This window comes from Streptococcus australis (assembly GCF_040226615.1).
GTDB classification, from domain to species: domain Bacteria; phylum Bacillota; class Bacilli; order Lactobacillales; family Streptococcaceae; genus Streptococcus; species Streptococcus australis_E.
Genome location: NZ_JBCOAT010000012.1, coordinates 1 through 26,209, shown reverse-complemented (window position 1 = coordinate 26,209; position 26,209 = coordinate 1). Strand labels below are relative to the sequence as shown.

Annotated in this window: 24 protein-coding genes and 1 riboswitch; of the genes, 12 read left to right on the top strand and 12 right to left on the bottom strand. The window is 43.4% G+C overall.

Annotated features, from left to right (window positions below):
- The first annotated feature begins 9 nt into the window (after window positions 1–9).
- Window positions 10–801 carry a DUF2785 domain-containing protein gene (locus tag ABT997_RS09365; RefSeq protein WP_350019224.1) on the top strand — a complete coding sequence of 264 codons (792 nt, stop codon included), beginning with the start codon at window positions 10–12 and terminating at the stop codon, window positions 799–801.
- Window positions 802–961: 160 nt separating this feature from the next.
- Here ABT997_RS09365 and trxA read toward each other — a convergent pair whose 3' ends face one another.
- The 5 genes from trxA to ABT997_RS09340 form a co-directional block, all read right to left on the bottom strand.
- Window positions 962–1,276 carry a thioredoxin gene (gene trxA, locus ABT997_RS09360; protein WP_006595584.1) on the bottom strand — a complete coding sequence of 105 codons (315 nt, stop codon included), beginning with the start codon at window positions 1,274–1,276 and terminating at the stop codon, window positions 962–964.
- A 12-nt stretch (window positions 1,277–1,288) separates the two neighbouring features.
- A complete protein-coding gene (locus tag ABT997_RS09355; protein ID WP_195347742.1) occupies window positions 1,289–1,513 on the bottom strand; it encodes a DUF4649 family protein in 225 nt (74 codons plus the stop codon).
- Between the two features lie 243 nt (window positions 1,514–1,756).
- The gene (gene rpsO, locus ABT997_RS09350; protein ID WP_004193424.1) at window positions 1,757–2,026 is read right to left on the bottom strand and encodes a 30S ribosomal protein S15; all 270 of its coding nucleotides are present in this window, start codon (window positions 2,024–2,026) and stop codon (window positions 1,757–1,759) included.
- 392 nt (window positions 2,027–2,418) lie between these two features.
- Window positions 2,419–4,524, bottom strand: coding sequence for a Cna B-type domain-containing protein (locus ABT997_RS09345; RefSeq protein ID WP_350019223.1), 2,106 nt, complete (start codon window positions 4,522–4,524; stop codon window positions 2,419–2,421).
- Between the two features lie 220 nt (window positions 4,525–4,744).
- Entirely contained in the window at window positions 4,745–5,473 is a 729-nt protein-coding gene (locus ABT997_RS09340; protein WP_350019222.1) for a pseudouridine synthase, read from the bottom strand.
- A gap of 171 nt (window positions 5,474–5,644) precedes the next feature.
- On the opposite strand from ABT997_RS09340, the gene def reads away from it, so the two are divergent.
- A complete protein-coding gene (gene def / locus ABT997_RS09335; RefSeq protein WP_006595579.1) occupies window positions 5,645–6,259 on the top strand; it encodes a peptide deformylase in 615 nt (204 codons plus the stop codon).
- A 27-nt stretch (window positions 6,260–6,286) separates the two neighbouring features.
- On the opposite strand, the gene ABT997_RS09330 is transcribed toward def, so the two are convergent.
- Window positions 6,287–7,138 (bottom strand): mechanosensitive ion channel family protein, encoded by an 852-nt coding sequence (locus ABT997_RS09330; protein ID WP_350019221.1) that lies wholly within the window; start codon window positions 7,136–7,138, stop codon window positions 6,287–6,289.
- 151 nt (window positions 7,139–7,289) lie between these two features.
- On the opposite strand from ABT997_RS09330, the gene sstT reads away from it, so the two are divergent.
- Window positions 7,290–8,507 carry a serine/threonine transporter SstT gene (sstT, locus tag ABT997_RS09325; RefSeq protein WP_350019220.1) on the top strand — a complete coding sequence of 406 codons (1,218 nt, stop codon included), beginning with the start codon at window positions 7,290–7,292 and terminating at the stop codon, window positions 8,505–8,507.
- A 180-nt stretch (window positions 8,508–8,687) separates the two neighbouring features.
- Here sstT and ABT997_RS09320 read toward each other — a convergent pair whose 3' ends face one another.
- From ABT997_RS09320 to ABT997_RS09300, 5 genes are all read right to left on the bottom strand, one after another.
- A complete protein-coding gene (locus ABT997_RS09320; protein WP_350019219.1) occupies window positions 8,688–10,028 on the bottom strand; it encodes an alanine/glycine:cation symporter family protein in 1,341 nt (446 codons plus the stop codon).
- Window positions 10,029–10,183: 155 nt separating this feature from the next.
- Window positions 10,184–10,274: riboswitch (glycine riboswitch) on the bottom strand.
- Between the two features lie 137 nt (window positions 10,275–10,411).
- Window positions 10,412–11,830 (bottom strand): C69 family dipeptidase, encoded by a 1,419-nt coding sequence (locus ABT997_RS09315; protein ID WP_350019218.1) that lies wholly within the window; start codon window positions 11,828–11,830, stop codon window positions 10,412–10,414.
- Window positions 11,831–11,910: 80 nt separating this feature from the next.
- The gene (locus ABT997_RS09310; protein ID WP_350019217.1) at window positions 11,911–14,247 is read right to left on the bottom strand and encodes an endonuclease MutS2; all 2,337 of its coding nucleotides are present in this window, start codon (window positions 14,245–14,247) and stop codon (window positions 11,911–11,913) included.
- Window positions 14,248–14,343: 96 nt separating this feature from the next.
- Entirely contained in the window at window positions 14,344–14,898 is a 555-nt protein-coding gene (locus tag ABT997_RS09305) for a CvpA family protein (protein ID WP_350019216.1), read from the bottom strand.
- A gap of 10 nt (window positions 14,899–14,908) precedes the next feature.
- A complete protein-coding gene (locus ABT997_RS09300) occupies window positions 14,909–15,199 on the bottom strand; it encodes a cell division protein ZapA (RefSeq protein ID WP_006595572.1) in 291 nt (96 codons plus the stop codon).
- Between the two features lie 154 nt (window positions 15,200–15,353).
- On the opposite strand from ABT997_RS09300, the gene ABT997_RS09295 reads away from it, so the two are divergent.
- The 4 genes from ABT997_RS09295 to recD2 all read left to right on the top strand — a co-directional run bounded on the left by ABT997_RS09295 (window position 15,354) and on the right by recD2 (window position 19,948).
- Complete coding sequence (locus ABT997_RS09295; protein ID WP_350019215.1) at window positions 15,354–15,833, top strand: glutathione peroxidase; 480 nt, start codon at window positions 15,354–15,356, stop codon at window positions 15,831–15,833.
- A gap of 55 nt (window positions 15,834–15,888) precedes the next feature.
- On the top strand, window positions 15,889–16,779 hold the full coding sequence (gene rnhC, locus ABT997_RS09290) for a ribonuclease HIII (protein WP_350019214.1): 891 nt from the start codon (window positions 15,889–15,891) through the stop codon (window positions 16,777–16,779).
- A 3-nt stretch (window positions 16,780–16,782) separates the two neighbouring features.
- Window positions 16,783–17,421 (top strand): signal peptidase I, encoded by a 639-nt coding sequence (gene lepB, locus ABT997_RS09285; protein ID WP_350019213.1) that lies wholly within the window; start codon window positions 16,783–16,785, stop codon window positions 17,419–17,421.
- A 91-nt stretch (window positions 17,422–17,512) separates the two neighbouring features.
- Window positions 17,513–19,948, top strand: a complete 2,436-nt coding sequence (recD2, locus tag ABT997_RS09280; protein WP_350019212.1) for an SF1B family DNA helicase RecD2 — start codon at window positions 17,513–17,515, stop codon at window positions 19,946–19,948.
- Between the two features lie 26 nt (window positions 19,949–19,974).
- Here recD2 and dinB read toward each other — a convergent pair whose 3' ends face one another.
- The gene (gene dinB / locus ABT997_RS09275; protein ID WP_350019211.1) at window positions 19,975–21,087 is read right to left on the bottom strand and encodes a DNA polymerase IV; all 1,113 of its coding nucleotides are present in this window, start codon (window positions 21,085–21,087) and stop codon (window positions 19,975–19,977) included.
- A gap of 225 nt (window positions 21,088–21,312) precedes the next feature.
- On the opposite strand from dinB, the gene pflB reads away from it, so the two are divergent.
- The 5 genes from pflB to ABT997_RS09250 all read left to right on the top strand — a co-directional run.
- On the top strand, window positions 21,313–23,628 hold the full coding sequence (gene pflB, locus ABT997_RS09270; protein WP_233331735.1) for a formate C-acetyltransferase: 2,316 nt from the start codon (window positions 21,313–21,315) through the stop codon (window positions 23,626–23,628).
- A 140-nt stretch (window positions 23,629–23,768) separates the two neighbouring features.
- Window positions 23,769–24,527: a threonine/serine exporter family protein gene (locus ABT997_RS09265; RefSeq protein ID WP_126404856.1), complete on the top strand. Its 759-nt coding sequence runs from the start codon at window positions 23,769–23,771 to the stop codon at window positions 24,525–24,527.
- Between the two features lie 4 nt (window positions 24,528–24,531).
- Complete coding sequence (locus ABT997_RS09260) at window positions 24,532–24,999, top strand: threonine/serine exporter family protein (protein ID WP_195214184.1); 468 nt, start codon at window positions 24,532–24,534, stop codon at window positions 24,997–24,999.
- Window positions 25,000–25,105: 106 nt separating this feature from the next.
- Window positions 25,106–25,336 (top strand): hypothetical protein, encoded by a 231-nt coding sequence (locus ABT997_RS09255; protein ID WP_195214279.1) that lies wholly within the window; start codon window positions 25,106–25,108, stop codon window positions 25,334–25,336.
- Window positions 25,337–25,680: 344 nt separating this feature from the next.
- A partial coding sequence (locus ABT997_RS09250; protein ID WP_433916232.1) for a hydroxymethylglutaryl-CoA synthase family protein occupies window positions 25,681–26,209 on the top strand: 529 nt, incomplete at its 3' end.

Genomic DNA, 26,209 nt, shown 5'->3' with positions numbered 1-26,209 from the left:
GTTTTGACCATGTATCAAGAATTACTTAGAAAAATAACAGAAGAAAAACCAAGCTATCGTCAAGAAGAAATCCAGTGGTTGCTAGAACATTTGGGAGATCCCTCGCCCGAAATTCGCGATGATCTCGTTTTTACCAGCTTGGCTAGAGGGATTCAAGAAGAACTGTTTACACAGGAACAATTTCATTTCATTGCTGAGACGATTTTGTCCGATAAAGGAGTAGAAAAAGAGATTGATAAGATTGGGTTATCAACACTTGAGCGTTCTTTTAGAGCACTTATCTATGCCAATCTCTTGACTGCAGATGCCAACCAACAATCGATTTTTCATAAGGGATTAAAAGCTGAAATTCGCAATGTCATTTTAAATCAAGGTTTACATTATCTTTTAAAAGAAAAGGATACAACAGGTTTTTCCAGCCAGTATGGCTGGGTTCACGCTGTTGCGCATGGAGCTGATCTTTTGACAGAAGTAGTTTGTCATCCAGACTTTCCTAATGACAAAGTTCATGAAGGATTGAACATACTTGGCCAAGTCTTTAGAAGAATTTCAATTCGTTTTACCGATGATGAGGATTGGCGTTTAGCTAGAGTGCTCTATGAACCTATTTTGCAAGGAAAAATCGAGCAAGAACAAGTAGCTTCTTGGATAAAGACGCTTGACTTTCCAATAGAAGAAAGGGAAGATTTTTATAAATTTTCCAACCTTAGATCCTGTCTGTTAGAAGTCTATATTCAACTTGACCAGAGAAACTTTTTACAAGATGAGTTAAAAGTGGCCATTCAATCTTTTCAATACTAACTGTTGATAGTGAAAGTTAAACTCTCCAAAATATTCTAAGTCACTTTTCGTGAAAAGATTATTGAAGATAAAAGAGCCTTGCTCCTCATATAAAAGGACAGGGCTCTTTCTTTGGATATAAAAAAGCACTCCTATTTTACCAATGGAAGTGCTTAGGATATTAACTCAATTCAGCCACAATAGCCTTGATTTGTTCTGCAGTGTGAACACCAGCAACCTGTTTAACCACTTGTCCATCTTTTTTGAAAAGAAGAGTAGGGATAGACATAATGCCGAAAGCACGCGCTGTATTTGGATTTTCGTCAACGTCCATTTTAACAATTTTCAAGACATCTTCTGAAAGTTCTTCAGACAATTTGTCCAAGATTGGACCTTGCATACGACATGGACCACACCAGGTCGCCCAGAAGTCTACCAAGACCAATCCTTCTTTCGTTTCTGCTTCAAATGTTGCGTCTGTAATTGCTTTTGCCATTGTTTTTCTCCTTTAGTTTTTGTATTGTTCCAGGTCTTGCTTCATCAAATAGAAGAAGACATCTCCGTAAGTTCCATGGTAATCGAGTTCGTGCCCATTATAGGTCAATTTTTGTACGGGATAGTAATCCGCTACACCTATCAAGCAGGTCTGTTGGGAGCGTTCAAATTCTTCATAGGAATCAAAATGCATGACTCTTTCTTGTTTTGCACCATCTAGATATGTAATATCAATCATATCGATAACCTCTATTTCTTAAGATGTATCTATTGTAACTCTGTTAATTACATCTGTCAAACAAAACGACTTACTCAGAATGATGAATCTTGTCCGAAAAAAAGCAATAAAAAAGCCCTCTGAATTCAGAAGGCTCCATTCTTGCTGGATAAAACGTTTCTAGACAAGGCGCCGAGCCGAAGATTGTACTGATGGTACATCGAGGCGAAGTCAACGAAGTATAGAAACGTTTTAGACGCAAGATTAACGACGAAGTCCAAGAGAGTTGATCAACTCACGGTAACGGTTAACGTCGTTCTTACGAAGGTAAGCCAACAAGTTACGACGGCGACCGATTTTCTTCATCAAACCACGGTAAGTTGCGTGGTCTTTTTTGTGTTGTTTGATGTGGTCGTTCAAGTGGTTGATTTCCCAAGTAAGGACAGCAACTTGTACTTCTACTGAACCAGTGTCACCTTCGTGACGTGCGTATTGTGCAATGATTTCATTTTTTTTCTCTTTTGAGATTGCCATGATAAGCTCCTTTTCTTTATGCTCTATCCGAGAGGCAGGTCTGGCATAGCCTGCTACCAAGAAAGAGTTAGTTGTCTATTCGACCTATTCATTCTATCAAGATTTCATCTTTCTGTCAAATACTTATGCTCCCTTAAAAAAACATTAATATGAATCTTTTGAATGGTGTATTCTAGAAGTCCTTAAACAGAAAAAAGAAGCTGGGACAAAAGCCCTAGCCTCTCAATTGTCTCTGGATTATCGAGCAAGACGCAGTGGTTGAGTGGGCTCTACTACGCTGATTTCATCAGCTTTTACAGCCCTACTCAACTGTGCGGAGGTGGGACGACGAAATCGAATTCTAACGAATTACCGATTTCTGTCCCACTCTCAATTTATTTCCATTGTAGTTGTTAGTCAGCTTTCCGTTTACCACTTAAGAGCATCGCTGCACCAACAAGAGCTAACAAAGCACTTGCTCCGAACAAGCCATAAGAAGTAGCTTCACCAGTTGATGGAAGAATTTTTCTCTTTCCTTCTGTTGGTGTCGTTGGGGTTTCTGGTTTTTCCGATGTGCTTGGTGTGGTTGTCGATGGAGTCGTAGATGGTGTTGTTGTTGATGGTGGTGGCGGTGTAGTCGTAGACGGTGGAGTTGGAGGCGTACCTGGTGGGGTTGTCGGTGGTGTATGACGATTGATTACCGTGAAACCATCGATAGTTGCTGTATACCCCGCTACTGGATCCTCAGTAATCGTGTAGGCAATCTTCTTACCTTCCTTGTATACTGGTAGATCCGTAAAGCTTGCCTGCCAATTGTCAGTTGCAGTGATTTCTTTTACGGCCACTTCTTGACCATCTGCAAGCAGACGGACTGTTACCTTCTCTGGACGAAGGCCATCTTTATTCTCCGCATCATCCCAGACTTTCTTGACAGCTACTTCTGTCACTTCTGGTGTACGGCTATTGGTAATATTCGTTCCTTCAACGCTTGTTTCATATCCTGCAACAGGTTCTTCTGAAACTGTGTAGGCAATAAGATTACCAGCATCGTCAACAGCATCAAGATTGTCAAACTGATAGAGCCAATTTCCTTCTGTATCTGGTTTCACTTCTTTAGAAGCTACTTTGACACCATTTGCTAAGAGATTAACAGTAATGACTGATGGACGTTTTCCGTCTTTGTTGTCCTCGTCATTCCAAATTTTTTGACCAGAAATGCTGGTTTTTTCTTTTTGGTTAACGACATCACGCGAAATTGCAATCTCATTTCCAAAATCTTCCAAACTGAGCTTAATTGGCTCTTGAGAAATCACATACCCTTTTGGAGCTTGAGTCTCTTGAATAGTATAAGCCCGCTTGGTCAAACCAGTAATGGTTCCTGTACCGTTCTCATCTGTGGTAATGATTCCGACTTGCTCACCAGTGTCATCTGCTGTCACAGTATAGACAGCACCTGCAAGAGCTTGACCATTTTCTCCTTTTTTATGGATGGTGAAGGAATATTTCTCACCATTGAAGTCTCCTTCAAGGAATTGATATAGAATGTCTGCTTCTTTGTGTTGCTCTTTGACTTCTGTGGCAGTCATCGTCGCATTGTTTTTATATTCTGTATTGATGGCTGGAACCTTGTCCAAATACACATCGTAACGAATGGTCATCCCTTGCTCAGGAGCTAGATCCCCGATATGAACCGTCAGCGAACGACCGTCCTCACTGACAACCGGAGAATAATCCTTGGTCACATTTGTGGTATCCCGCAAATGATAGGCACCATCTTCGTCACTGATCTTCCAAGTTCCTATATGAATGTTAACAGAATCTACCTTGATTTTTCCATCTGTAAAGGCCAATTGGTCCTTAATATCAATATTATGGAGGGCAGTGTGACCTTGGTTGATGTTCAGGGTATAAGTCAATTTCAATTTATCGTCTGAGTTGGTCCAGCCCCATTTGCTAAAGACCTCTGGAGTTGGAGGATACTTACCTGGATTGACTCCTTTATAATCAACCTTCCCACCTGAAATGACTGTTTTATCAACTGAAAGCGTAAAATCAAGTGTTGTATTTCCCTTAATCACGGAGTGGTCCACACGAGCAAAGAAACGCAATTTCCCTGTTACATTAGCCATTTTTTCAGGGTAGTCTGTATAGGTCACCGTGATAATTTTTCGTTGATCATCTACTGTCGCAGTTGCAACTTTTTGACCATTTGGATCCAATAGGTCTATGGTATCTGTTTCAAAAACCTTAAAACCATCTCCAAGTTGGATGACCGTCTGATCGCCTGCTTTTACACGACCATTCGGTAAAACAAAATTTGCTTCAACATTAAAACTTTCCCAAACACCGAGTGGTTCTGTTAAGTCACCGCCAGTTGCTTTAGAAATGTTCACTGAGCTTACAACATCATTGATCGTATCGGCATGTACTTTAGTATGCCCATTGGGTTTAGCAAATCCTAAAGCTGCTAATAAAAATAAGGCAACTGTTGTCACAACAGCATAGAGCAACTTTTTCATAAACGATTTTTCTCCTTTTTTACGTTTACTAGATAAGTCCAGTCAGGAATGAAGAGCATTACCTATTACAGATTTTTACAAAACCTATCTTTCCTCATTATAATTGATTTGCTTTGATAGTACAAGCAATTTTATATATTTTTTGTCTGTAACATTCATTTTTTTGACACAAGTAAAAAACTAGCCTCCTGTTGCCTCAGTTTGCTAGCTTTCCCTTTGTTTATAATGGGATTCCAAATACCTCTAAAGAAGCCAATTCAGAGGATTGGAGCCTACGCCACTGACCCAATTTAAGAGCGGGATCTAGACTCAATGGCCCCATGGAAATCCGCTCGAGATCGGTGACTTCTTTGCCACAGGCTGCAACCATGCGCTTGACCTGGTGAAATTTGCCTTCTGCGATGCGGATCTGAACCAAGCAAGTCTCGGCTTCTCGATCAACTTCTAAAATTTCTAACTCAGCTGGCAGGGTGGTGAAATCCTTCAATTCTATTCCTGATTTGAAGCGGACGACATCTTCCTGGGTCATGATGCCAGCTACTTGGGCACGGTAGACCTTGTCCACATGTTTCTTAGGCGATAGCATGGCATGAGCCAACTTACCATTATTGGTCAAGAGGAGTAAGCCATGGGTATCAATATCTAGCCGTCCGACAGGAAAGACTTCCTTGTGTCTGGCCGTGTCATCTAACAAATCTAAGACTGTTTGATGGTGGTCATCTTCCGTTGCTGAAATGACCCCTTTGGGTTTATTGAGCAGATAGTAAACAAACTCTTCATGGAATAAACTTTCTCCTAGATAGGTTACTTGATCTTTATCTGGATCAATATGAATCTTAGCAGAGGTTTCCACCTTTCCATTGACCTGAATCTTTTTTTGTTTGAGGACTTGTTTGACTTCTGTCCGGCTTCCCACTCCACAGTCCACTAAATATTTATCTAGACGCATGCTTGCCTCCTTCATTCTTCTTATCATTATACCATGAACCAGACTAGGATTCTTTCCTTTTCTAGTTTACAGTCCGTCTAGTCCATTAGCACCCCTCAATCAATTGGCAAACTTTCATTCTGGGGAGATTTGTGATATGATGGTTTCTAGAAAAAAGGAGTGAATGAGAACATGTCTGCAATTGAAACCATTACAAAAGCTGCCCATCTAATTGATATGAATGATATTATTCGCGAAGGCCACCCAACTTTACGTGCTATCGCTGAAGAGGTCACTTTCCCACTGTCAGATCAAGAGATCATCCTAGGGGAGAAAATGATGCAGTTCTTGCATCATTCACAGGATCCTGTCATGGCAGAAAAATTAGGTCTTCGGGGAGGAGTTGGACTCGCTGCTCCTCAATTAGATATTTCTAAACGCATCATTGCCGTTCTCGTCCCAAATCCAGAGGACGAAGAAGGAAATCCTCCAAAAGAAGCCTACTCCATCCAAGAAGTCATGTACAATCCTAAAATTGTCTCCCACTCAGTCCAAGATGCGGCTCTTGGAGATGGTGAAGGATGCCTCTCTGTAGACCGTAATGTCCCTGGTTATGTGGTCCGTCACGCACGTGTAACAGTAGACTACTATGACAAAACGGGAGAAAAGCACCGTATCAAACTCAAGGGCTACAACTCCATCGTAGTTCAACACGAAATCGACCATATCAATGGGGTCATGTTCTACGATCGGATCAATCCGAAAGATCCTTTCGCTGTCAAAGATGGCATGCTTATTTTAGAATAAGAAAAAAGACCCATGGGTCTTTTTTTGTTAGGGTGTGACAGAGAAAGTGGTTGGAATCTCGATGCCATTTTGTAAGAGGGCATCATGATAGAGTTTGTAATAAAGATGGTAAATGGCCACTTGGCTCCCCGATTGGACCATCATGGCCACACGGAAGGAATAGCGACCCGTTGATTTTTCAATTTGTGGCCCTAAAATCGTTGGACCATCTAAGATTTCTGGATGTTTTTGTGCTTGTTCATCGTTGACTTGCTGGAAGATCTGATAAATCTTATCGAGATCAGTTTGAGCAGAAATCGGCATATCAATTAAAACGCGCTGGTTGCCCCGCGAGAGATTGCTAACAACCATAATATTGCGATTAGGGATAAAATGCAAGGTCCCATCTGCATCTCGCACCTGGGTCGTCCGAATGCCGACACTCGACACTGTCCCTGCGATGGTAATCGGACCATTGGTCACTCGCACCGTATCTCCAACATCCAATTGGCGCTCAAGAAGAATAAAGAAGCCATTGACCAAATCCGATAAGAAGCCTTGAGCTCCCATCCCAATGGCAACTCCTGCAATTCCAGCACCCGCCAAAAGACTTGAGACTGGCAAGCCGAGGATGGAAAGAATCCAGTAAATGAGGATGAAATAAAGGCAGTAAGTTAACAGACTTTCTACCAAACGCAAAATAGTTTTCTTCCGAGCGTCATCTTGTCCAACATAGTTCAGAGATGGTTTTAAAATCCGTTTCACCATGCTACGAAGTAGTTTTTTGGCAAGCAAAAATAAAATAAATAAAATAGCTAAGGAAATCAATTTCGAAACCAACTCATCCATGATCTTGGTCCAATCAAATTGACTGACATAGCGGGAAAAAAAATTCTTCATACCTTCTATCAATCTCCTTCTCTCTTTTTCTAATGGTTTGATTATATCAGATTTTAGGCTATAGAACCACTATCCTCCTCTTATGCTCACCTTGATTTTCAAAATTAACTATCGTATAATGGACGGTAAAATTTCAATAAAGGAGGTCCTTATGATCAAACGATTCATTCAAACTTGGAATAAAACCAACCTGATGAAGCGGATTGCAATCGGAATCTTCGTTGGAGCTCTCTTAGCTCTGCTTCTTCCTCAAGCATCTGCAATTGGTCTATTAGGGGAAATCTTTGTAGGAGGCTTGCGGGCAATTGCTCCTCTTTTAGTCTTCGCACTTGTCGCTAACGCCCTCTCCCAGCACCAAAAGGGAACCCAAACCAATATGAAATCAGTCATCATTTTGTATCTATTGGGAACTTTTGCGGCGGCCCTGGTAGCAGTCCTGATGAACTATCTATTTCCTATTACCATTTCTTTAACGGGAACTAGTGTTGAAGGAACTTCTCCCGATGGACTGGGGGAAGTTATCAGCAACCTTCTTTTAAAAATCGTGGACAATCCCCTCAATGCCCTTATCCAGGCTAATTATATCGGGATTTTATCCTGGGCCGTAGTCTTTGGTGTTGCCATGAGAGAAGCTAGCGAGCACAGTAAGGACCTCCTTCAAACCCTAGCAGATATTACTTCCAAGATTGTCGAATGGATTATTAACCTAGCTCCATTTGGAATTCTAGGCTTGGTCTATACAACGATTGCAGGACAAGGCTTTGATGGACTCAAGAGCTATGGGCTCCTCTTACTTCTCTTGGTTGGCACCATGCTCTTCGTTGCTCTAGTCATCAACCCAATTTTTGTCTACATCATGATTCGCAAAAATCCTTATCCGCTAGTCTTCAAATGTCTACGAGTCAGTGGATTGACTGCCTTCTTTACTAGAAGCTCTGCTGCTAACATCCCTGTCAATATGAAACTTTGTAAGGAGCTAGGTCTCAACCCTGATACTTACTCAGTTTCTATCCCTCTGGGATCTACTATTAATATGGCTGGAGCTGCCGTTACCATTAATACCTTGACCCTGGCTGCTGTCAATACCTTAGGTATCCAAGTCGACTTTGGGACTGCCCTGGTCCTCAGTATTGTTGCAGCTGTTTCAGCCTGTGGGGCTTCTGGAGTAGCTGGTGGCTCCCTCCTCTTGATTCCTGTCGCCTGCAGCCTCTTTGGTATCGACAATGATATTGCTATGCAAGTAGTCAGCGTGGGCTTCATTATTGGTGTCATCCAAGATTCTTGTGAAACAGCTCTCAACTCATCAACAGATGTCCTCTTTACAGCTATTTCTGAAATGAAAGATTGGCCTAAAGAAAAACGCTATTAAGCCAGAAGAGAGTGGGACAGAAATCGGTAATTCGTTAGAATTCGATTTCGTCGTCCCACCTCCGCACAGTTGAGTAGGGTTGTAAAAGCTGATGAAATCAGCGTAGTAGAGCCCACTCAACCACTGCGTCTTGCTCGACAATCCAAAAACAATTGAGAGGCTAGGACTTTTGTCCCAGCCTCATTTCTTTTTCTTAAAATACCGTTTGCTTTCCTTTATAATCACAGGTGATAAGGCTAACAAGGCGATGAGGTTCGGCAAGGCCATCAGTCCATTCACAATATCAGCAATGACCCATACCAACTCCAACTGAAGAAAGCCTCCCAAACCCACCATCAGAATAAACAGAAGGCGGTAATAGGGAATCAGTTTGACACCTGCCAAAAATTCGACACAGCGCTCACCATAGTAAGACCAACCTAAAATGGTCGTCGTCGCAAACAAGACCAAACAAAGGGTCAGAATGATCCCACCGATATGGCCGAAGGTCGAGATAAAGACCTGCTGGGTCAAATCACTCCCACCTTCCCCCACTGCTGTCCACTGGCCAGACACTAAAATAGCTAGACCAGTTAGGCTACAAATAATAATGGTATCGATGAAGGTCCCGGTCATAGAAATCAAACCTTGCTCCACCGGCTCTTCCGTTTTTGCTGCCGCTGCTGCAATCGGCGCCGATCCCAGCCCTGACTCATTGGAGAATACTCCACGCGCCACCCCTTTTTGAATAGCCTCTTTCACCAAGGCTCCAGAAAAACCACCAATGGCCGCGGTCCCCGTAAAAGCACCTTGGAAAACTTGAGATAGAACGGTCGGTAGCTGGTCCATATTCAAGACAAGGATGTAAACTGTCGCAAAGATATAAGTCGCAGCCATAAAAGGAACCACCTTTTCAGAAACCTTGGAGATCCAATGAATCCCGCCAAAAATAACAGCCGAAACAATTCCTGCAATGACTAGACTAGCCACTTGAGGGGAAAGTTGAAAACTAGTCTTCAAAGCGCCAGTAATGGCATTCACCTGGGTCATGGTTCCAATCCCAAAGAGAGCCACCAAAACACCTGCCAAGGCAAAGAAGATGGCAAGGGGACGCCACTTTTCACCCATCCCATGGAGGATATAGTACATCGGTCCTCCTGAAATATGACCATTGTCATCCTTGGTCCGGTATCGAATGGCCAACAAACCTTCTGCATACTTGGTCGCCATCCCAAAGAAGGCCGCCATCCACATCCAAAATAGGGCACCTGGACCTCCTGTCTGAATAGCTGTCGCTACTCCGACAATATTTCCTGTCCCAACTGTCGCTGCCAAGGCTGTTGCCAAGGCTCCGAAGCTAGAGATATCCCCTTCTCCTTGATCTTCTGTAAAAATGAGCCGAAAAGCTTGGGGTAAACGAAAAACTTGCAACAAGCCCAAGCGGACACTCAGGTAAATCCCAGTCCCTACCAAGAGAATCAAGAGGGGAGCTCCCCAGACCACATTATCTACTTGTTTAAAAAATGCCAGCCAATTTGTCATCCTTATCTATTTCTCCTTTTATCATTTGTCTATCTTTAGGAAGGGATAGTCATCCACTTCCTACACATCAACCAACCAATCATCCAAAGAGAAAAAGAAAGAGTACATGTCAAACATGTACTCTGGTGCTCCAAATAAAAACCAAAAAGGCTTCTATCTTTTGCTCTGTCCTTTTACCTGAGAGTTTGAGTAGAATGCTCTACCTTGCCCCTTCGGTGCCTTTACGGTCTCTCCAGAGTTCCGTCCATTTCACAGTCATAGGAAGGCCCTACTTCTGAAAAACTTCATCCGGTATGATGTTCAATTTTTTCCATTTTAGCACAATTTGAAAAACAGGTCAATATTTTCAGAAATAATCATGAAAACATGCTTGTTTAGCCTAACTAGTCACTCAAAGAGAAATGGTTGGTCATCAGATTGCTAGCATCCAACAAGATCTTGTCCAATAAGCGATCCGTCGCTTCTTGAATCTGATCACTCATTTCCTGATTTTCTCTTTCGAAGTCAACGGTTTGTCCTGCTGCCAAGCCTTGATCCACTCGTCCAATCCGGGCATGCCCAAGGGTCATAGTTCTTTCTTGGTAATCTTCTAAATCTCCAACATGATGACTATAATGGGCATCTGCCAGACCAGCAATAATCCGATTGGTCCAATAGAAGGAATCCGTTGTCACTTTTTCTGTCGTGTTGGCAAAATAATCCGGTGTTGTATCTACCTGGGTAAAGAAAGGAACAGCTGTATTGAAGGGCATAGACCCATAGCAAAGCCATTGAATCCCGGTTGTTTCTTGAGGACGATTTGGCCGCAATTGGAGAATGGCCGTCTGGCTAGTTCGGTTAATACCAATGGTACGGAAGGTCCGACGACTATGACTTTCCCCTTCTGAGCCATAGGGATCATAAACTGAATCCTGGTAGTGACTGCTGAGGACATATTTGACATCTTCAATCGTAATCTTGCGATAGGGTTTTTGACACCAAGGAAGGAAGAAGGAACGAGGATCTTGCTCCACTTCTGGGTTGAGGAACCGTTGAATATCCCAAGCACGTGGTGTGTTGTAATGGCGGTCCTTGTCTCGTTGGCTCCCAAAAGCATAACGAGGGTTAAAGGAGGAACCGTCAAAATCTAAGACCAAGTGATGCCGTTTCACAAAATCTTTCAAGTCTGGGTCACATAAGAATTCTTCCGGGCGATCAAACTCAAAGCGATCACTTCCCAATTGATTGGGATTGGTCACATAGGCATCGTCAGGTACACGGCGGGCCATCCAGTGATGACCTCCGATGGTTTCCAACCACCAGATTTCATTGACATCGCTGATAGCCACCCCATTAGACTCATAGGTGCCGTATTCCTCTAGGAGTTTCCCCAAGCGAAGAACTCCTTCACGAGCAGTTTGAACATAAGGAAGGACCAAGGTCAGCATGTCTTCCTCCCCAATGCCACTTTCCACCAGAGGATCCGCACCCAAGACCCGGCTATTGGTCGTAATAGTTTCTGTTTCACTCATAGCCACATTATAGTGATTGATACCCGCTTCTCCCCAGATACCATCCTTAGGAATAGCATCTGGAACAGCTGTGTAACGAACAGGGTTATCAGGCAGATCTATCTCAAAAGGAGATAGGACTGAACGATAATGACGGGGTTGATCCTCTGGCTGAACAACGATAAATTTCTTAGGGGTAAACACTCCGTTTTGAGAGTCTTCCGTGCGAGCTACAATGGTTGAACCATCATAGCTAGCACCTTTTCCGACGAGTATGGTGGTGCAAGAATCGGACGAACGATTAGGGGTCATAAACTTTCCTTCTTTCCGTTTAAACTGACTGTATTATAGCAAAAAGCGTGCCTGATTAAAAGGCACGACTGACTCTTTGCTTATTTAAAGGTAACAATTGTTGCTCCGCTTCCTCCTGCATTTTGAGGAGCGTATTCAAAGCTTTTGACATGCTTATTGCGACGAAGGTACTTGGTGACCCCTTCCCGGATGACGCCCGTTCCAATCCCGTGGATGATATCGACTTGGGCCATATTATTGAGAAGGGCTTGGTCGATAAAGCTGTCTAATTCTTCCATGGCTTCCTCATATCGTTTGCCACGAAGGTCCAAGCGAGCCCGAGGCCCATTTGTGTTGGAACGTTTGACCACATGGACCTGGCGTTTTTTCGGTTGAGAAGCATCTTTTTCAGCTTTCAGAAGATTAAATTCTTTTTCTTCTAAGGTCATCTTGATCAGTCCCACTTGGGCTTCCCAACGACCATCCTTGAGCTGCTTAGTAAGACTTCCTCTTTGCCCATAGCTGATGACCAAGATCTCGTCTCCTACTTTTGGAGCTCGGGCTTTCTTGGCCTGTTTCAAGACCTTGTTTTTTGATAGGTCGACCGTTTCTGGAGCTAATTTCTTCAACTGAGACTTAGCCTCAATAATTTCATGGGGCTTGAGTTGTGATTTGGCATGGAGACCTTGTAAGATCTGGTCGCTTTCTGCTAGAGCCAGATCTACAATTTCTTGCGCTTCTTTACGCGCCTTGTTAAGCTCTGTCTCCCGCTCCCTGGTCAACTCATTATACAATTTCTTGAGGACACGGTTGAATTTTAGATTTTCCTGTTCGACATCTCGGATGGAGTCGAGGCGTTTGCGACTTTCTAGGGTCTGAGCTTCCAACTTTTCAATGATGCGGTTGACATCCCGATCTTGATTGGTCATCCCCTGCGCTTGACGAACGATCACTTCTGATAAGCCTAGACGACGAGCGATCTCAAAGGCATTAGAACGTCCTGGTACCCCCTGCATAAACCGATAGGTCGGACGCAAGCTGTCCGTATCAAATTCCATGCTGGCATTTTGAACACCAAGGGTTTCAATCCCATAGGCCTTAAGTTCTGGATAGTGGGTGGTTGCCATGGTCTTGATCCCTCGTAAGCGGAGATCTTCTAGAATGGCAATCGCTAGTGAAGCCCCTTCTTGGGGATCCGTTCCAGCTCCCAACTCATCTAGCAAGACCAAGGATTCCTCATCGACCTGCTCCAAAATAGAGACAATATTGGTCATGTGACTGGAGAAGGTAGATAGGCTCTGCTCGATCGACTGCTCATCCCCAATATCAGAGAAGATTTGCGTGAAGACAGCTACCTTACTCCCAGTATCTGCTAGGATTGGCAACCCTGACTGGGCCATTAATTGGGCTAGTCCTAGGGTCTTCAGCATGATGGTCTTCCCACCCGTATTCGGTCCTGTAATCACAATCTCTGTGAGGTCTTTGCCAAAGTGGATATCATTGGGAACAGCCTTCTCGATCAAGGGATGGCGAACCTGCAGAAGCTGAATCTCCCCTTGAGCTGACAAGGCTGGAATGGTCCCTTTTCGATCCTGTAAAAAGCGATGTTTGGCACGAACGAGGTCAATATGACCGATTAGCCAAGCATTGTTCCGAATTTCCCCCGCATGAGGCCGAAGGAGATTTGAAATTTCTTCCAAGATCCGGAGCATCTCGAAGCGTTCATCCGCACGATGATTCGCAATCTCTTCATTGAGATTGACGACTGCTCGAGGTTCGATATAGACAGTATTCCCACTAGCAGAAATATCGTGAACTACACCGGCAATCCGATTGCGGTAGGTGTTTTTGACTGGCAAAACATTTCGTCCATTCCGACTAGCTACGACCTGATCAGCCAGCATTTCGGACTTGCTCTTCAACAATTCTTGCAGAATATCTCGCACTTGGTGTTCATTCTCTTGAATCCGTCGACGGATTTTAGCCAAAGTTTCGCTGGCAAAATTTTCGATAAATCCAGCCTCATTAATGGCATGTAAACTTCCCTGCAACTGTGGAAGATCGACTAGATTTTCAAAAATTCGATCCAGTTTTTCCAAGCGGACATTTTCTAATTCATCATAAAAATTTCGCAATTCATGAGTCACGCGCAAGACTTTCTTCACCGCTAACAATTCATCAATATTGAGCGATGTTTCCAATTCTAAACGTTTGGTCACCGGACGAATTTCTTGGATGGTGGGCACGCTAAAGTGCGGATGCTCCACAAATATCTGAGCCATATCCGCCATCTCAAGAAAGGCAGTTTCAATTGCTTCTTCTTTTGCAAGCGGGGCTAATTCCTGTAACTCCACCTCGCCCTGCTCCGTTTGCAAATAGGGCTCTACTAAGTTTTTGACTTTTTGAAACTCTAAGGTTTCGAGAATTTTTTGATTCATGTTTCTCCATAACAGAAAAGGAGGCTGATTTTGGTCTGAGCCTCCCCTTCCTTTCTATAATATCTCTCATGAACTTTTACACATGATGAGAAGTGATTACGCACCTAAGATTTTTACAACCCAAAGTTGTTTCAAGAGGCCTGCTGTAAGGGGGCTATGTTGCACCATAAATCGAATGAGGAAACTTCCATGGAGCCGATCTTGAATAGCTGCCATGGGGATGGTTGATAAAATCGTGAATCCCATTTGCAGAACAAAGTAAGTCACCAAGACAGCTAAAACACCACTGGCAATCTGAAACGGAAACTCCTCCCATCTTTCAGGTGTTGGAATCAAGGGAATAAAGAGTCCAATCACTCGACCAATCGCATAGACCAAAACAAACAAGATAAAATAAGCCAAACCAGCGTAAAAAACTTTGTCTAAGTGAAAGAGTTGGTCCGCACCATAAAAATAGGTTTTTGAAGCTTGTGTTGCACTCGAAAATGGGATCCATAGACTAATGGTTTTTGCCAAGGACTGATAGCCTGATCCTGCGACCAACATGGCCACAATCATGGTGAAAAAATAATATCCTTGAAGCAAAATCCCTCGTGAATACCCAATATAAAAACTCCAAGCTAGGATGAATAAAATCAGGATTGAAAACATGCAACTCCCCTTAATTAGATGATCTACCGACCAGGCCATCTAGGGCCTTGCGACGAAAGTCTTCCAATTCTTTTTCCTTATCGTCAAACTCAATCTCACGACTCAATTGAGTTGATAAACTATTGATTGCTAGTAAAATAGCCAGGGTCTCATCATCAGCAACTGGCATTTGTTCTTTAATCGCTTCATATTTTTCCTTCGCGACCCGTTCAACTTCTTCCATGAAGAGATTATCATGATTAGTTGTGAGAGTCAGCGATTTATTACCGAAAGTAAATTTGTATCTATTTAAGCTGGACATAAAAAATCACCTCACGATATTATATCAAAATCTAGCCTGCTTGTCAGTATAAAAATCCCCTTCCTATAGGAGATACTGGAGGCAGTAGGCCACGGTTTATCTTTTTTCTCCCCAAGCATGATACAATAGAGAAAGTAGGAAAGGACGTAAAAAAATGAATATTTATGATTTCTCTATAGAAGCCCAAGACGGGAGCACCATCTCCCTAGAAACCTATCGAGGGCAAGTGCTTCTCATCATCAATACAGCAACAGGTTGTGGTCTGACGCCTCAATACCAGGGATTGCAAGAGCTCTATGAGCGCTACCATAACCAAGGTTTTGAAATCCTTGACTTTCCATGCAATCAATTTATGGGCCAAGCGCCGGGCAATGCTGAAGAAATCAATCAGTTTTGTAGCCTCCATTACCAAACCAGCTTCCCACGCTTCGCAAAAATAAAAGTCAGTGGGAAAGAAGCCAGTCCCCTTTACCAATGGCTCAAAGAACAAGCTAGTGGTCCCTTGGGCTCCCGTATTGAATGGAATTTCGCCAAATTCTTGATCGATCGCCAAGGCCAGGTCGTCCACCGCTTCTCTTCAAAAACCGATCCTCAAGCAATTGAAGCAAGGCTAAAAGAAGTCCTTTCAGACTAAATTCGGTTGGTCTTTTTCTGGCCTTTCATAGAGCATTTATGATACAATAAGGGCTATGGAAACAATCACATTGTCCCCTCAAAATGAGGACATCCAAGCATTTGTTCGTCAGTACCAAGACCATTTGGCGTCTTCAAAAAATCCATATATCCGATATTTTTTTAAGGCTCCTGGTGCAACCATTTCGATTTACACATCAGGAAAGGTTGTCCTACAAGGTAATCAGGCCACGCGCTATGCTGCCTTTTTCGGTTACCAGCAAGATTCGATAGACCAAGCACTTGCCGGACAAGACTTCCCCTTAATCGGAACGGATGAAGTTGGGAACGGCTCTTACTTTGGAGGGCTTGCTGTAGTAGCTTCACTGGTCAGCCCGGAGCAACATGCCCGCTTAAAAAGTCTAGGAGTTGGGGATTCTAAAACCCTGGATGATCGAAAAATTCGAGCTCTCGCACCGATCCTCAAAAAAGAAATCCCACATCAGGCCTTGCTGCTGACACCTAAGAAATACAATCAGGTCATCGCCTCTGGCTACAATGCAGTTTCTGTCAAGGTCGCCCTCCACAATCAAGCTATTTTTTTGCTCTTGCAACAAGGGGCAAAAGCTCAAAAAATTGTGGTCGATGCCTTTACGACCAAGAAAAACTATGATCGCTATGTTCAGGCAGAAGCGAATCAGGTCCCACAAGTCGTCACCCTAGAAGAAAAGGCCGAAGGAAAATACCTGGCGGTAGCTGTGAGTTCCATTATCGCTCGCGATCTCTTCCTCCAAAATCTGGAAGAATTGAGTCAAGAACTAGGCTATACCCTGCCTAGTGGAGCTGGTACTCCCTCAGATAAGGTTGCTGCTCAACTATTACAGGCCTATGGCATTCAAGCCCTTGACTACAGTGCCAAACTTCACTTTAAAAATACAGAAAAAGCAAAAAAATTAATAGAAAGATAAAGCATGAAACGTTCAAAAAAATCAAACAATCCAGTTCGTTCTTTCCTGAAAGAATGGGCGCTCTTTGGCCTCATTATTGGAGGCATTATTCTCTCTCGTATTTATCTGTGGACGCCTGTCCGTGTCGATGGCCATTCTATGGATCCAACCTTGGCAGACAGTGAATACCTTCTCGTTATCAATAAACTGCCTATCGACCGTTTTGATATCGTGGTCGCTAGTGAAACAGAAAATGGAAAAACCAAAGAAATCGTTAAACGGGTCATTGGACTCCCTGGCGAAACCATCGAGTACAAAAACGATGTCCTCTATATCAACGGCAAAGAAACTGACGAGCCCTACTTGAAAGAATACATTCAAAAATTCAAAGAGGATAAATTACAGTCAACCTATTCTGGAAAAGGGTTCGAAGAAAATGGAGAGCTCTTCCGCCAAATGGCACAGATAGCCGAGGCTTTCACTGTTGATAAAGATGGAAGTGCGACCTTCACGAAAAAGCTCTTGGATGATGAGTATCTACTCCTTGGTGATGATCGAATCGTTTCAAAAGATAGCCGCCAGGTTGGGGCTTTCAAGAAGAATCAAATCAAAGGAGAAGCCGTTCTTCGCCTCTGGCCACTCCTTCCATTCCAGACTTATTAACCCATGATGAGATTGGAACTCTTGTTCCAATCTCTTTCAATATCTTCGTGAGAGATACTCTCTCTGATTACTACTAAAAAGGAAACTCTGCATGGAATACTATTTCTCAGGAACCATTGAGCGAGTCATTTTTGAAAATCAAAGTAGTTTTTTCCGTATCTTATTGTTGGATATCAATGATACCGATGCAGAGGACTATGATGACTTTGAAATTATCGTTACTGGAACAATGGCAGATATCGTTGAAGGAGAAGATTATACCTTCTGGGGAGAACTGGTCCATCATCCGAAATATGGCCAACAGTTGCAAATGAATCGCTATGAACGAGCCAAACCCACCAGCAAAGGCTTGGTGAAATACTTCTCTAGCGATCATTTTAAAGGAATTGGACTCAAAACAGCCCAAAAGATCGTGGATCTCTATGGTGAGGATACCATTGATAAAATCCTTCAAGCACCTGAAAAGCTGGCCTCTATCTCCGGACTTTCTAAAAAGAATCGCGAGGCCTTTGTCGAAAAACTACAGCTCAACTATGGTACAGAACGGGTCCTCGCCCAACTTGCCAACTATGGCATCCCTAATAAACTAGCCTTCCAAATCCAAGATTTCTACAAGGAAGAAACCTTGCAAATCGTCGAATCGGCTCCCTATCAACTGGTCGAAGATATTCAAGGAATGGGTTTTAAGATTGCCGACCAACTAGCAGAAGAATTAGGGATTGCCAGCGATGCACCTGAACGCTTCAGAGCCGGGCTAGTCCATAGTCTGTTAACTCTCTCCTTAGAAACAGGGGACACCTATGTTGAAGCCAAAGAATTGCTCCAGGCCACCATCCAACTCTTAGAAGCATCCCGTCCCGTTGAGCTCGATCCAGCTAGCGTTGCCCAAGAATTGGCCAGTCTCATCGAAGAAGACAAGGTGCAAAACATTGACACTAAGATTTTCAACAACAGCCTCTTCTTTGCGGAAGAAGGGATCCGCAGCCATATCGGTCGCTTGCTAGAAAAAGGAAAGCAGGAATCTTTCGAACCAGATAAAATCGAACAAACAATCGATGACATTGAAGAAGATCTCCATATCCACTACGATCCCATCCAACGGAAGGCTATCCAGGAAGCCATCCAGCAAAAGGTCTTCGTGCTAACAGGTGGACCAGGAACGGGGAAAACAACTGTTATCAATGGGATTATCGGAACCTACGCCCGCCTGCACCAATTGGACCTTCGGAAGAAATCTCAATTACCAATCCTCTTAGCTGCTCCAACCGGTCGAGCAGCGCGAAGAATGAGTGAACTGACTGGTCTTCCGAGCGCCACCATTCATCGTCACTTAGGAATGACGGGAGACGACGACACGAGTCACTTGGACGATTATCTCGATGCGGATTTTATCATTGTCGATGAATTTTCTATGGTGGATACTTGGTTAGCCAATCAGCTTCTCAGCAATATCTCCTCCAATACCAAACTCTTAATTGTTGGAGATGCCGATCAGCTTCCTTCTGTGAGCCCTGGACAAGTCTTGTCCGATCTCCTACAGATCCCAAGCATCCCTCAAGTCAAACTGGAACACATCTTCCGTCAAGGTGAGGATTCGACCATCGTCACTCTGGCCAGCCAGATTCGCAAAGGCCAACTAGCTCCTGATTTCACAGAGAAAAAGCCTGATCGCTCCTACTTTGAAGCACCGAGTGAGCTCATCGCTCCCATGATTGAAAAAATCACCAGCGCAGCCCTTCGCAACGGCATCCCGGCCCGAGACATACAGGTCCTCGCTCCTATGTATCGAGGTTCTGCTGGCATTGACCAGATTAATGGTATCATGCAAGAACTTCTCAATCCATTAGAAACAGATGCTCTTTTCTTTCAAGCGCTAGATTGCCAGTATCGAAATGGTGACAAGGTCATCCACCTAGTCAACGATGCCGAGAGCAATGTCTTTAACGGAGATATTGGCTACATTACCGACCTTTTACCGGCTAAGTATACCGAATCCAAACAAGATGAACTCACCATCCAGTTTGACGGCAATGAATTGATCTATCCACGCAATGAATGGTACAAGATTCGCCTGGCCTATGCCATGAGTATCCATAAGTCTCAAGGGAGTGAATTCCCCGTGGTCATCCTTCCCTTGACCAATCAGAGTAGACGGATGCTCCAACGCAATCTGATCTACACAGCCATTACTCGTTCCAAGAGCAAACTCATCCTTCTGGGAGAATACACTGCATTTCACTTTGCGACACAGAATACCGGAACCGCACGAAAAACCTATCTGATTGAACGCTTTTCTGATGTGCTTCCTCAAGGTAGAGAGTCTTCCTCAGCCAGCACCACTCATCTGAAGGAGACTTCTCAAACAACAGAGCCCCAAAAGGAGCTCATCTCAGTTGAAAACCACTCTGACTTATCTGCTTCCCAAGCTTCTCAACAAGGCTATCGATTAACAGAGGACAATTACTTAAGCATTGATCCCTTGATTGGCCTCACTGAGGAAGAGATTCAACACTTCTTCAAAAACTAGTTAAAAAACCCCGTAAGCATACTAACTTACGGGGTTTTTTCTATTAGAAATCCTTCATGGGATTCCTGAGAATCGGAAGAAAAATTAGTGAGGGTCACCCCTAAGAGGCGAATACCTGCGGGATTAGTCTCCAAACTCTGATAAAGCTCCTGTGCCACTCTCTGAATGACTGCTGGGTCACTAGTTGCTTCCTCTAAACTTCGTCTCTTGGTCAAGGTCGTAAAATCTGCATAACGAATCTTGAGTACCAAGGTCTTACCAATTTTCTGATGCTTGGCCAAACTGCTCGCCACTTTTTCAGATAGGTTGGCTAGTTCTTTTAGCACATCATCCTCGGCCACCAGCAATTTTCGATAGGTGCGTTCCTTCCCAATGGACTTGCGAATACGATTGCTCTTGACAGGACTGTTATGGATCCCCCGAGCCTTTCGATAAAGATCAAAACCAAAGCGACCGAAGTGATCGATGAGAGTCATTTCCGGCACTTCTAAGAGTTCTGCACCAGTATAGATTCCTAAATCATGAAGCCGCTCCACTGTCCGTTTTCCCACACCATGAAACTTAGCTACATCTAGCTGACTTAAAAAATCTTGAGCTTGCTCGGGTAAAATAACGGTTAGTCCTCGAGGCTTCTGGTAATCACTGGCAATTTTTGCAAGAAACTTATTGTAGGAAACTCCGGCAGAAGCCGTCAAATGCAATTCATTCCAAATATCATGCTGAATCAAGCGGGCTACTTTGACAGCAGACTGAACACCAAGCTTATTGTTGGTCACATCCAGATAGGCTTCGTCGATGCTCATAGGCTCAATTAGATCTGTATAGCGTTTAAAAATTTCTCTGACTTGGAGACCGACTGCCTGATACTTCTCGTAGTTACCAGGGATGAACACTGCCTGAGGACAACGTTCGTAGGCTTCTTTTGAACTCATAGCCGAATGGACGCCATATTTTCTGGCTTCATAATTGCAGGTTGATACCACTCCTCTTCCGCCAGACAAACGGGGATCATGGCCAATGATGACAGGCTTTCCCTTCAATTCAGGATGGTCGCGCTCTTCAACGGACGCAAAAAAGGCATCCATGTCGATATGAATGATCTTACGGCTCGTATCATTTACTAAAGGAAATATAAGCATAGGTAACCTCCTTTTTCATTATATCCTTATCAACGATTTTTTCCCACTAATTTCCACCTTTCCCAAGGCAAAAATATAATACAGTTTATTCATCTACACCTTTCTGTATTATAAAAGAATCCAAAATCTTTTTGCTATTCCCTTTGTGAAACCGATTTCTATGTGGTATACTACTATTGTAAGTGCAACAGATTTGTTGCTAGAAAGATATAAGAGGATTTAAACATGGTTGTTAAAACAGTTGTTGAAGCACAAGATATTTTTGACAAAGCCTGGGAAGGCTTCCAAGGGGAAGACTGGAAAGAAAGAGCCAGCGTCTCACGCTTTGTACAAGCTAACTACACTCCATATGATGGAGACGAAAGCTTCCTAGCTGGACCAACTGAACGTTCTCTTCACATCAAGAAGATTGTTGAAGAAACAAAAGCACACTACGAAGAAACTCGTTTCCCATACGATACTCGTCCAACTTCTATCGCTGATATCGCAGCTGGATACATTGACAAAGAAAACGAAGTCATCTTCGGTATCCAAAACGATGAGTTGTTCAAATTGAACTTCATGCCTCGTGGTGGTATCCGTATGGCGGAAACTACTTTGAAAGAAAATGGATTTGAGCCAGATCCAGCTGTGCATGAAATCTTCACTAAATATGTAACAACAGTTAACGATGGTATCTTCCGTGCTTATACTACAAACATCCGTCGTGCACGTCACGCTCACACAGTAACTGGTCTTCCAGATGCTTACTCACGTGGACGTATCATCGGGGTTTATGCTCGTTTGGCCCTTTACGGAGCTGACTACTTGATGGCTGAAAAAGCAAACGACTGGAACGCAATCACTGAAATCGATGAAGAATCAATCCGTCTTCGTGAAGAAGTAAACCTTCAATACCAAGCACTTCAAGAAGTTGTTAAATTGGGTGACCTTTATGGTGTAGACGTACGTCGTCCTGCCTTCGATACAAAAGAAGCAATCCAATGGACAAACATCGCCTTCATGGCTGTCTGCCGTGTGATCAACGGTGCTGCTACTTCTCTTGGACGTGTGCCAATCGTTTTGGATATCTACGCTGAACGTGACTTGGCTCGTGGCACTTACACTGAGTCTGAACTCCAAGAATTCGTTGACGATTTCGTTATGAAATTGCGTACTGTTAAATTTGCTCGTACAAAAGCTTACGACCAATTGTACTCAGGTGACCCAACCTTCATCACAACTTCTATGGCTGGTATGGGTAACGACGGACGTCACCGTGTTACTAAGATGGACTACCGTTTCTTGAACACTTTGGACAACATCGGTAACTCTCCAGAACCAAACTTGACAGTTCTTTGGACTGACAAATTGCCATACAGCTTCCGTCGCTACTGTATGCACATGAGCCACAAACACTCTTCTATCCAATACGAAGGTGTTACAACAATGGCTAAAGACGGATACGGTGAAATGAGCTGTATCTCATGTTGTGTATCTCCACTTGACCCAGAAAACGAAGAACAACGCCACAACATCCAGTACTTCGGTGCTCGTGTAAACGTGCTTAAAGCTCTTCTTACTGGTTTGAACGGTGGATACGACGACGTTCATAAAGACTACAAAGTATTTGACATCGATCCTATCCGTGACGAAGTTCTTGAATTCGAATCTGTTAAAGCAAACTTCGAAAAATCACTTGACTGGTTGACTGACACTTACGTAGATGCTTTGAACATCATCCACTACATGACTGATAAGTACAACTACGAAGCAGTTCAAATGGCCTTCTTGCCAACTCACCAACGCGCAAACATGGGATTCGGTATCTGTGGTTTCGCTAACACTGTTGATACCTTATCAGCAATCAAATACGCTACTGTTAAACCACTCCGTGACGAAGATGGCTACATCTACGATTACGAAACAATCGGTGAATACCCACGTTGGGGTGAAGATGACCCACGTTCTAACGAATTGGCAGAATGGTTGATCGAAGCTTACACTACTCGTCTTCGCAGCCACAAACTTTACAAGAACGCTGAAGCAACTGTGTCACTTCTTACCATCACTTCTAACGTTGCTTACTCTAAACAAACTGGTAACTCACCAGTCCACAAAGGGGTATACCTCAACGAAGATGGTTCTGTAAACACAAGCAAATTGGAATTCTTCTCACCAGGTGCTAACCCATCTAACAAAGCGAAAGGTGGATGGTTGCAAAACTTGAACTCACTTGCTAGCCTTGACTTTGGTTACGCAGCTGACGGTATCTCACTCACTACTCAAGTTTCTCCTCGTGCTCTTGGTAAAACTCGTGACGAACAAGTAGATAACTTGGTAACTATCCTTGATGGATACTTCGAAAACGGTGGACAACACGTTAACTTGAACGTTATGGACTTGTCAGACGTTTACGAAAAGATCATGAGCGGTGAAGATGTTATTGTACGTATCTCTGGATACTGTGTAAACACCAAATACCTCACTCCAGAACAAAAAACTGAATTGACACAACGTGTCTTCCACGAAGTTCTTTCTATGGATGATGCATTGAGCTAAGATTCAAATAGATTTTTCAAACCAGTCGGAAACGGCTGGTTTTTTCTTGTCCTGTCTTGACTAAATCCGTGGTAACACTAGTACAAATCAGTGAAATTTTGATATAATGGAGACAATCTATTAACAGAACAGGAAGAACAATGGAAGCGTCTAAAGATATGGACCGCGTGATTGACGTCCTCATGTTGGCAGGAACCCTCCTTTTAGAGAGCGGTTCTGAAATCCATCGGGTGGAGGATACCATGATCCGGATTGCTCATTCTCAAGGAATCGATGATTGCAATGCCTTAGCGATGCCAGTCGCTATTTTCTTTTCAATCGAAAATGCCAATATCACGCGGATGAAACGGATCCTGCGAACCAATTACAATATCGAGAAGGTCTGTGATGTCAACCAGATTTCTCGCCAATTAGTCTCTGGGTACATCAATCTCGAAGAAGCCTATCAAGCTTTGATCCAATTAAAACAAAAGGCAGTCCCTTATACCAATCTGCAGTTAACCATCGCGGCAACTCTTAGTGCCCCTTTTTTCTCCATCATGTTTGGCGGGAACTTTTATGATGCCATTGGAGCAGGTATTGCGACCGTCTTTGCCTTTGCTTTCTCTCTAGTAGTTGAGAAATACGTGCGCATCCCTTTTGCTACTGCTTTTGCGGCAGCCTTTGTCTTTGGCTTTTTGGCCCATATTTGGTCTCAATATAGTGGTTTTCCTTCCAATACCGATCTTATCATTGCTGGCTGTGTTATGCCCTTTGTTCCTGGTATTGCCATGACCAATGCCGTCAGGGATCTGATGAACAACCACCTCAACTCTGGGATGAGTAAACTCTTTGAGACCCTACTCATTACCCTTGCCCTTGGTGCCGGGACGACCGTCGCTCTTGTCCTTATGAAATAGAATCATGAATCTAATCGAATTTTTAATCCAAGCGGTGGCTAGTTTGATTGCCATCATTACCTTTTTAATCGTCCTCAATGTGCAACGTTCCATGCTCATCCCTGGAGGAGTTCTAGGGATGGCTATTTGGTTGCTCTACTATATCTTGAAAGGACCTACCAATGTTATCATTGCGACTTTTATTGCAGCAATCGTTGGTTCTTGTATCAGTCAAATTTTAAGTATTATCTATAAGACGCCTGTCGTTGTCTTTATGCTGGCTATTCTTGCCCCTTTGGTTCCTGGATACATTTCCTATCGGACCACTTCCTTCTTTGTCAGTGGCCAATATCAACAAGCAGTGACCAGCGTAACCTTGGTTGTTATTCTGGCCTTGGTCATCTCTATCGGGATGGCTAGCGGGTCTGTCGTCTTGAAACTCTACCATTCTTACCAACACCATCAAAAAAGAAAAATGACCAATGCCAACTAGCATTGGTTTTTCAAATAGTTTATATGTAATCTCTTGCATTTTCGCTTAAAAGGAGTACAATAATAGTGGAAAAACAAATTCTTTAAAGGATGCGAGGTGTTGCATGATGGTACACAAGTATGTCAAGTATCTTCCTTGGGTGATTCTTGGAGCAATTTCCTCCTATCTAGAAGCGACTCACTATGCCCGCAATTCATTTGACTTGTTCTATCTGACCTTGAACTTTCTGATTGTGTACATCGCTTTAATCGTCTTCTACGAAAAAGTTCTAAGAGACAAATGCAAAGAACTCTTCATACGAATCATGAGTAACCCTAAGAAAGATAAGCAAGGATAAGAGTTGAAGAGAGTGGGACAGAAATCGGTAATTCGTTAGAATTCGATTTCGTCGTCCCACCTCCGCACAGTTGAGTAGGGCTGTAAAAGCTGATGAAATCAGCGTAGTAGAGCCCACTCAACCACTGCGTCTTTCTCGACAATCCAAAGACAATTGAGAGGCTAGGACTTTTGTCCCAGCCTTTTTTGTTTTTCGTCCTCTCTTTTTCAAACAATCCCCTTACCCAACTCGGTCCTAAGAATGATTTCCAGACTGTTCTGGCTTTTTCAAGGGAGTTTTGCTCTCAAATATGGTAAAATAGTAACGAAATATACTAGTAGATATCAAATTAAAAGAGGTTATTTATGACAATCGGTATTGATAAGATTGGATTTGCGACCAGCCAGTATGTCTTGCGCTTAAGTGAGCTAGCGGCTGCTCGAAATACAGATCCAGAAAAACTCAGTAAAGGGCTCTTATTGAAAGAACTGAGTATTGCCCCTATTACAGAGGATATCGTCACACTTGGAGCAAGTGCTAGCGATAGTATTTTAACCGAAGAAGAAAAAGAAGAAATCGATATGGTCATCCTGGCAACCGAGTCAGGAATTGACCAGAGTAAGGCTGCTGCTGTTTTCGTTCACGGTCTTCTAGGAATCCAACCCTTTGCCCGTAGCTTTGAAATGAAGGAAGCCTGCTATGCTGCTACTGCCGCTTTGGACTATGCTAAACTTCATGTTGAAAAATTTCCACAGAGCAAGGTCTTGGTTATTGCCAGCGATATTGCAAAATATGGAATCGACACTCCTGGCGAGCCGACTCAAGGAGCTGGATCTGTCGCTATGTTGGTGACGCAGAATCCACGTATTCTAGCATTCAACGATGATAATGTAG